The following is a 7,715-nucleotide window of genomic DNA, read 5'->3' on the forward strand; positions in this document are numbered from 1 at the left end:
TGGAAAGCGCTACTGCACAGGAGGGCAGCCGGACGCTCGCGACCTTCGCAACCACCTCGACCGCCTTCATTCAGCAGTGCTCATCCATCGGCATTGTCATTATCGGGGTCTACATGGCCCTTGAAGGGCATATCACCATGGGGGCGGTGATTGCAGCGGTGATCCTCTCGGGCCGAGCGCTTGCGCCCAGTGGCGCCCTCTCCAGCCTGTTTTTGCGCGGCAGCTACGCCATGGCCACGCTGCGCAGCCTCGACACACTTATGCGCCTGGAGTCCGATGCCTCGCCGCGCCTGTCCGCAGTAAATGCGTCGAACCTGCAAGGCGCGCTGACGCTCGACGCTGCGTGCCTGCGGTATCCGGCTGCGTCGATGGACGCGCTCGACACGATCACGCTCGAAATTCCGGACGGCGCACATATCGGCGTGCTTGGGCCCGTCGGCGCTGGCAAGAGTAGTCTCGTGCGCCTGATGTCGGGGCTCTATCGCCCGACGGGCGGACTGGTCTGCCTTGGCGGCATCAACTTGCAGCAAATCGACAGCGCCCAGCTTCGATCCATCATCCAATTGGTTCCCCAGGACGCCGTTCTGTTTTCAGGCACTCTGGCCGAGAATATCGCCTTCGGGGTGCCGGGCGCGCGCGACAGGGACATCCTGCGCGCTGCCCGAGAGGCCGGCGCGGATCGGATTGCCGCGCAGCACCCAGATGGTTTCGCCATGCGCATATCTGAGCGCGGCAGCAACCTCTCAGGGGGGCAGCGCCAGTTGGTTGCGCTGGCGCGTGCACTGCTGATGCGCCCCAAGATCCTGGTACTGGACGAGCCGACCTCTGCCATGGATCAGGCCAGCGAACAGCTTTTCGTCGAGCGCCTTAGAACTGTACTGGACCAACGCCCGATGACCCTCATCGTCTCGACCCACCGCATGGGACTTCTTGCGCTGACCGACAGGCTGATTGTCCTCGATCAGGGTAAACTTGTTCAGGATGGACCCAAGAACGAGGTTCTGGACAGGCTTGCTGGCGGGGCGCGGTCATGAATGCGGACCGGAGCTGGCAACTCCAAGACTTCGCGCCCGGGGCGGCGGCGGCGCGCCTCCACCGCCCCTCGCGTGTGCTGACCTTCGCGTTGCTACTTGTTCTCATCCTGGCCGGCAGCGGCATCTCGTGGGCTGCCTTCGCCCATATCGAAGAGGTCGCCCGCGCGCCCGGACGCGTCGTGCCATCAGGCCGCGCGCGGATCGTTGAAAGCCTGGACGGCGGCATCGTGCGGGAAATCCATGTCGCCGAGGGGAGCAAGGTCACGCGAGGCGACATCCTCGTGCGGATCGACGACACAGCAAGCTCTTCGAGCCTCGGCGAGCTTCAGGCTCAGCGCAATGCGCTTGTTGCCCGCAGCCTCATGCTCGAGTCCGAGGCGCGCGGCGTCGGGGAGCTCGACTTTGGCCTCTCCGGGCTCGATCCGGCCTCGGCGCTTGCCTTGCGCGAGACCGCGCTGCTTGCCAGTAGGCGTGCCGCCTACATGGGCCAACGTGCCGTTCTGCAAGCACAGGTCGATCAGGCGACGCAGGAGATCAGCAAGCTGCAATCTGCCATTGAGCGCAATGCCGAAGGGCTCGCACTTCTGAACGAGGAGATCGATCTCAAGACCAGCTCCGGCGTCGTCCCTCGGGCGCAGATGCTTCCGCTCGAACGCGAAAGATCTGGGCTGCTTCAGGCGCGCGACGGGCAAGCAGTGGCCCTCGTGCAAGCCCGTGCAGCCCTGCGCGAGGGCGAAGGGCGGCTCGAACAGGCTGCGCTGAACCGCCGCGCCGAGGTCACTGCCGAGCGGGCAGAAATCCGGAACCAACTAGAGGTTATCGACGAATCCATCCGCCGCGCGAGGGACGCCGTTGCTCGCGCGAACCTTCGTGCGCCGGTGGATGGCATCATCACCGAGCTCAACGTCAATACCGTCGACGAGGTCATCAAACCCGACGAGGAAGTGCTGCGGATTGTTCCGGCTGGCGACACGCTTCAAGTTGAAGCGCGCCTACGTCCCGAAGACGTGGCCTTCGTGCGGTCGGGCCTCGAGGCACGCGTCAAGCTGACCTCGTTCGACTTCACCATCTACGGCGCCCTCGACGGGACCGTTGTGCGCATTGGAGCCGACGCGATGACCGACGAGGCGTCGGGAGAAATCTACTTCCCAGTGATCGTCGAGACCGCGACCTCGACATTGAGCCGCGGCGATCAGACCCTTGAGATCAAGCCGGGCATGGTTGCCTCTGTTGATATTCTGACGGGCGAACGAACTGTACTGGACTATCTGCTGAAACCGTTGCGCAAGGCCCGAGCCGAAGCGCTGCGCGAGCGGTGACCAGGTCCAGAAACTCAAGTCCCGAAATTCACGAAGTGAAGCGTCAACATATGAAGCGCGACCCGATAACCGATTTCAACCATAGGTGAAATCCGCGGATTGGTCGCGGCGATGCCAAATGCATAGATTGATAGACTGGCTTGGAGGGGCGGACCCGAGGCGCAGCAAACCTCGGCTGCGCCTCGCTGTATTGTGGATCCGTGAGTGGCGTCTCCATGCAACAACATAAAGCTGCACATCGTGCGGTCAATACAACTATCAGGGGCAAGAGGTACTAGGCGAAATAGCGCGGGCCAGAGGGCAAAACGTTCACGCCTAGAATAAAGGTTCCATCAAGAAGCGCAGGTCTTATTCAGCGCATCGGAAGCATCTCAAAGCCAAACCCGCTGTCCGGCCTCGAGCCGAGTTCCCGGAAAGTTTCCCAAGAGCGCAACTTGCACTTCAAATTCTGAGGAAACAGGGCACCGCCTCGGGTGGCGCCCGACGTCAACCAGGCTGACAGTGCGAACTGGTGCGAGGGCGTGGCGAGCGCGGAACGATCAAGATAGGAACATCCAAAGGTGTGTTCCCGATGGCCAAGGTTAGATCCGTCCGGCCGTCCTCTGGATCGACCGCGCTCTAAGCGACCATAGCATGCGCTGCCCAATTCCCCCTACCGTTTTTGATCACCACACCCATTGCAAGGTAACGTTCGTCTCTGAGACGCAAATTTTGAGATCAAGGCAAGATGAGTCGCCGAGCAGGATCATGTCGGATGAGAATTTTTGTTCCATCGTCGAAAGTTAATTGACCGGTCGCCTGCGTCACATAAAGCTTTCCGCGAGTTGGTACATGCGTGCCAGACCGAGTGATATTTGGGGCCCGCCAGGCTCATGTGGAGGATTGGCATTGCAATCTGCGTGGTTGATAAAGTCATGGGCCTTCCTCGTAATTTGCGAGATCGCCTTGAGCCCCCGCGCGGCGCATGCACAGCCCTTGGTGGACATTGTCGGCGGGTCGATCGAGAGCCGCGCTTCGGGTGCCCTTGCGCTCCTCGGGCTGGCAGCCGTGCCCAGCGAAACTGCAAGCACGCTTACTCTGGACACCGGCAGACGGCCTGACAGGGGCGTGGACTTCCGGGCAGGACAACTTGGCGGCGGCTTCACCTTCAGTGATGAAATTCCGCTCTATTTGGAAGGCTATCTGGGCTGGAACCGCTATGATCCAGTCTTCGTGGCGTCCTCTGGAGCCGAACAGCGCAGGCTTCCGGTGAATTGGAACAGCTTGGCAGCCTCAGGCGCGATCGGCTGGGACTTCAAGCTGACCGAGACGCTTGCGCTCCGGCCCCTGCTTATGGTTGCACTCGGCACCATTGCGAGCGACGCCACGCTCGGCGCGCTCTATGTCGGCAAAAAGCTCGACAAGGATGTGAACTTCCTGCTGGACGGCAACCTGACGGCGGGGGGCTGGGAACCGCTCTGGTACTCGACTACAACCGCAAATGGGAGAACGACTGGGAAGTCGATGTGACCCTTCGCCAGAACTACCTGTACCTCGAGCCGATCTGGGGTGACAGGGACGTGGTGGGCAGTGCGGAGGCCATCACGACAGCGCTATGGTCCCGGCTTCGGGTCCCCACGCGCGAGACCGCATTTGGCCGTCCAATCCGCGCTGTGGGGGAATTCTCACTCGGCCATTATGGCGGCGATCAGGAAGAGATCTTCAATTCACCATGGATCGCACAGGTCGGGCTGGGCGCCGAAATAGATGTTTCGGAGACCAAAATCCCCTGGGTCACCACGGCCCGCGCAGTCTTCCGGTACACCAAAGGTGAAAATCTCGAGGGCTACGCGCTGGGGCTTGCGGTCAGTTTCTGACTTTCCGCCGGTTGAGAGCTTCGGCCGAGGCCCCGCTTTGCGCTCACACGCAGACCATGCCTCTCAGATGCTCGGCCAATTTAACTCCTCGGTGTCACGTCACCGGCTCTTTCGCCCGCCTCGCGCCTGGAATGGGTCACGTCGCGGGCTTGGTCAGTAGACGTCCATGGAAGCTGGCCCGGCGGCCATCTCGGCGAACTGGTGCAGTTCGGCCTCCTGCTCGATGCGGCGTCGCAGCATACGTGCTTCGCGCCAAGTGGTGACCAACTCCTGGCTAACCCCCTTGCCCTTCATGTGATCGGCACTCAGAACCAGCGCTGACCAGTAGGTTTCATAATGCCTCAGCGCGTGCAGCAAGCCCGCAACCTCATGCCCGTCGAAGCTGGCCTCCAATTTCCGATCCTGCGACATCGAATCCCCCGATTTCCTGTTTCCCTGCGCCTGTCGGAGCGCGCGAAGAGTTTGGAGCATCGTGCGAGGCAGTCTACCTATAGGAAACCTTAGGTCGCCACCGGCGGTCTCGTCTGATCAGGCCTGATCAGAAAATTTCCATTTTCCAATCTATTGGCTCAAGCCAGTGCCACGACCGATAAGTGAATTGACGGACGGCGCCGCAGTTTGCAGACTGAACCTGCGGCAATCGGTGTACTTAATGAGTTCCACTCTCACCCATCACGACATCTACGATGCGTCGTTGGACCAGTCCCTGTTCGAGACCCTGCCGGGGCGACTGGCGCGGGCGCTGGACGTGCCCTCGGCCATGTTCTTCTGGCTGCATCCCGGCGACATTCAGGAAATCACCGCTGGCACCCAGCCCGAGGCGAACTCGGACTATAACGCCTTTCTCGAGGATGACCCCTGGATGGCGCAGGTCAGCGACGACAAGATCGGACAGGGCGCGTTCCGCCTGTCGCGCTTCGTCAGCGCCGCGACATTCGAGAAAAGCGCCATGTACAACGAGTATATCGTCAAGAACCGGCTTGATCGGTTCTGGTGTGCCGGGCTGATCCAGAAGACCCGCGACGGAATCGTCGCCACCGCATTCCACAAGGGCAGGACCGCGGGCGATTTCAGCGATGCGGACATGCGCTACGTCAATCGCCAGGCCGCGGATCTCGGGCGCATGCATGCTATCCGGCGGGAGCTGCTCCGCACTGGCATCCGCGAGATCGCCGCCCCCGACCGCAGCCTGCGCGACGAAGTGCCGACCTTCGAGCTTGACCACGAGGGCCGGCTGATCCGCATCAACGGGCTGGCCGAGACCCTGCTGTCGCTGCATCCGCGGCTGATCGTGAAATACGACCGTAGCCTCGCCATCGCCGGTCCGGGCGCAGAGGCGCTGCGGCGGCGGGTCGCGGCGGCCACCGGCCAGAGGACGAGCGCGGCCGGCAGCGTCGATCTGCCGGGGCTGCGCGCGGTGGATGGCCGGCTGTTGCCGGCGATCCGGCTGAACCTGCTGCCGCGGCACGAGGGCGGGCGGCGGGTTTTGGTGATCGTCACCACCGAAGACCCCGCGGGGCTGCGCGACAGCATCGTCTCGCCCGAGGAGGCGGTTCAGCTGACCCCGCGCGAGCGTGACGTGCTGGACGGGCTGGCGCGGGGATACCGGCGCGACCAGCTCGCCCATGCGCTGGGGCTGGCGCTGCCAACGGTGGATTTGCATGGCGCCTCGCTTCGCCGCAAGCTCGGTGCCCGCACCATTCCCGAGGCCATCGCGATCGCCTTCAGGCTCGGCTTGCTCTGAGCCCGGACGGACCGGCGGGTTGGCGGTGCGTAGCTGTCTGCCGCATCTCGCCCATCCTCCCTGGCAGCTTCGCAGTCGCAGCACAAACTTAGCATGTGCGGCGAACGGCAGTCCGGAGGCCATCTCAACCAATGCTGCATTTCGATCGAACGACAGCTTATCGGGCATCCGCTCAGCAAATGATCGGTGGGGGAGAGATGGATTCGCAGGCGAGCTAATCCGGAGACCACCCTGCATCGATCATGGCTGACACGATCTTGAGCTTCTTAATCAATTCGATTGAAATTTCTGGAAAGCCTGCTGTAGCCCGATCATTCGCGATGGCGGTAAGCGCGAGGTAAGACCGTATGTCCTTCTGCGGCTGACCTGTGACGGTTGGTTCGCCCTAACCCCGCACGCCATGCGGTACGCGCAGCCTGCCGCGGCGCGCGGAACCAGCCGGTCAGCGGCCTCTCCGAAAACCAATCCTAAAGGATAGGTTCGAGATACCCGCGGGCTGGGCCCTCTCCGTCCGCGTTATCGAGTGCCTCCCTTTTCGCCCTGATCTAGCCCGGTGCGGGGCTGCTCCTCGGCGATGCCGCGCGGTATCCATGTCTTCAGAGCGGGACCGCAAGTGATCTGCTCGAAAATCCAGGAAGACCCGGAGGACGACACCATGAGCCAGCTCGAAATCGAACGCGCCGCACAGCAAAAATCCCGCCACTGGATCCGTGCCCAGGCATTCGAGCTCCTCATTGGAGCCGCAGTCCTGGTGACTGTCATCAGCTTCATGAGCAACGCTGCCTGAGCAGCGATGCAAGCGACGGACGACACCTTGCGATGCCGTGCTTACTGCCCAGCCATTCTCCGTCGCCGAGAAACTTGATGCCGGTGCTGTCCACCAAGAGGTTCAGAGGGCCCGGAGCCTGGCGGGCAGGAAGATTGACTTTGATTGTCTTCTGACGACGGCTGAGCGTCGAGAAGTCCGGCACCGACCCTTCCAGACCCGCCATTTTCAGGATGCTGCAAACCACGCCGGTAGTCTGGCGGAGCGGCAGGCCAAACAGGACCTTCACCATCAGGCAGAACTGGATCGCCGCATGGAAGAACACGGGCGGGCGCCCGGGCTTGCCTGCCTTCGGCGCGAGCCAAGTTATGTCCTTGTCCAGCCAGACAAGCAGAGAACCGCGCCACTTCAGCGCGTCGTTATAAGATTTCCAGTTCGTCGTACGGTAGCGGGCGGTCTCCGGCTTCTTCATGGAAGCCTCTTAACTCACTGGCTTCATGTTGTGAATCCCTGAAGCCGACGAGTTTTGCAACACGCCCCAGTGACCTGCGTAGAGGGCACCCTCTCCGGCGGGATGGCGAAAGCTTCAACACATCGGCAAGATCGTTGCACAGCCGCGAAAGGTCTTTCGCGGCTGAGAACCTGTAGGGTACCACTTTACACCTGTCACCTATCAGCTTACATAAAGTCATGATCAAGACTTTCGCGCACAAGCAACTGAAAGCCCTCTGGGAGACTGGCAAGTCAAAGATCGACGCGCGCATGCACAGCCGCATTCTGCGGCGCGTGGATGCGCTCGCCGCCGCCACCGCTCCCGAAGACATGAACCTGCCGGGTTTCGACTTTCACAGTCTGCGAGGTCACACTCCAACGCGCTACACCGTCCATGTGAACGGCCCGTGGTGCATCACCTTCGAGTTCCGCGACGGCGACGCCTATGTGCTGGACTACGAGCAATATCACTAGGAGGCGAGGATGAGCCGCAACCCTAACCGC

General features: G+C 62.0%; 8 protein-coding genes and 1 pseudogene. 7 read left to right on the forward strand and 2 right to left on the reverse strand.

Annotated elements, in window-relative coordinates; genetic code table 11:
• The 4 genes from ACN0Q0_RS16985 to ACN0Q0_RS17000 form a co-directional block, all read left to right on the forward strand.
• Positions 1 to 1,034: ATP-binding cassette domain-containing protein (locus tag ACN0Q0_RS16985; protein ID WP_417244426.1), on the forward strand; the 1,034-nt coding region annotated here is incomplete at its 5' end.
• Entirely contained in the window at positions 1,031 to 2,353 is a 1,323-nt protein-coding gene (locus ACN0Q0_RS16990) for an HlyD family type I secretion periplasmic adaptor subunit (protein WP_417244427.1), read from the forward strand. The genes ACN0Q0_RS16985 and ACN0Q0_RS16990, both read left to right, overlap by 4 nt.
• Positions 2,354 to 3,235: 882 nt before the next feature.
• Positions 3,236 to 3,862 carry a hypothetical protein gene (locus ACN0Q0_RS16995; RefSeq protein ID WP_417244428.1) on the forward strand — a complete coding sequence of 209 codons (627 nt, stop codon included), beginning with the start codon at positions 3,236 to 3,238 and terminating at the stop codon, positions 3,860 to 3,862.
• Positions 3,859 to 4,209: a hypothetical protein gene (locus tag ACN0Q0_RS17000; protein ID WP_343504912.1), complete on the forward strand. Its 351-nt coding sequence runs from the start codon at positions 3,859 to 3,861 to the stop codon at positions 4,207 to 4,209. The genes ACN0Q0_RS16995 and ACN0Q0_RS17000 overlap by 4 nt, the downstream gene beginning before the upstream one ends.
• Before the next feature lie 153 nt (positions 4,210 to 4,362).
• Here the strand turns inward: ACN0Q0_RS17000 and ACN0Q0_RS17005 are convergent, their stop codons facing one another.
• The gene (locus ACN0Q0_RS17005) at positions 4,363 to 4,602 is read right to left on the reverse strand and encodes a hypothetical protein (protein ID WP_417244429.1); all 240 of its coding nucleotides are present in this window, start codon (positions 4,600 to 4,602) and stop codon (positions 4,363 to 4,365) included.
• Between the two features lie 259 nt (positions 4,603 to 4,861).
• Between ACN0Q0_RS17005 and ACN0Q0_RS17010 the strand changes: the two genes are divergently transcribed.
• Together ACN0Q0_RS17010 and ACN0Q0_RS17015 are read left to right on the forward strand one after the other, a co-directional pair.
• The gene (locus ACN0Q0_RS17010; protein WP_343504909.1) at positions 4,862 to 5,953 is read left to right on the forward strand and encodes a LuxR C-terminal-related transcriptional regulator; all 1,092 of its coding nucleotides are present in this window, start codon (positions 4,862 to 4,864) and stop codon (positions 5,951 to 5,953) included.
• Positions 5,954 to 6,608: 655 nt separating this feature from the next.
• Positions 6,609 to 6,740, forward strand: a complete 132-nt coding sequence (locus ACN0Q0_RS17015) for a hypothetical protein (RefSeq protein WP_343504908.1) — start codon at positions 6,609 to 6,611, stop codon at positions 6,738 to 6,740.
• 19 nt (positions 6,741 to 6,759) lie between these two features.
• Here ACN0Q0_RS17015 and ACN0Q0_RS17020 read toward each other — a convergent pair.
• A pseudogene (locus ACN0Q0_RS17020) lies at positions 6,760 to 7,191 on the reverse strand (IS5 family transposase); the annotation flags it as partial.
• Positions 7,192 to 7,409: 218 nt separating this feature from the next.
• On the opposite strand from ACN0Q0_RS17020, the gene ACN0Q0_RS17025 reads away from it, so the two are divergent.
• Positions 7,410 to 7,685 carry a type II toxin-antitoxin system RelE/ParE family toxin gene (locus ACN0Q0_RS17025; protein WP_417244430.1) on the forward strand — a complete coding sequence of 92 codons (276 nt, stop codon included), beginning with the start codon at positions 7,410 to 7,412 and terminating at the stop codon, positions 7,683 to 7,685.
• Positions 7,686 to 7,715: the final 30 nt, after the last annotated feature.

Origin of the sequence: Celeribacter sp., from assembly GCF_048259695.1 — a bacterium.
GTDB lineage: Bacteria > Pseudomonadota > Alphaproteobacteria > Rhodobacterales > Rhodobacteraceae > Celeribacter.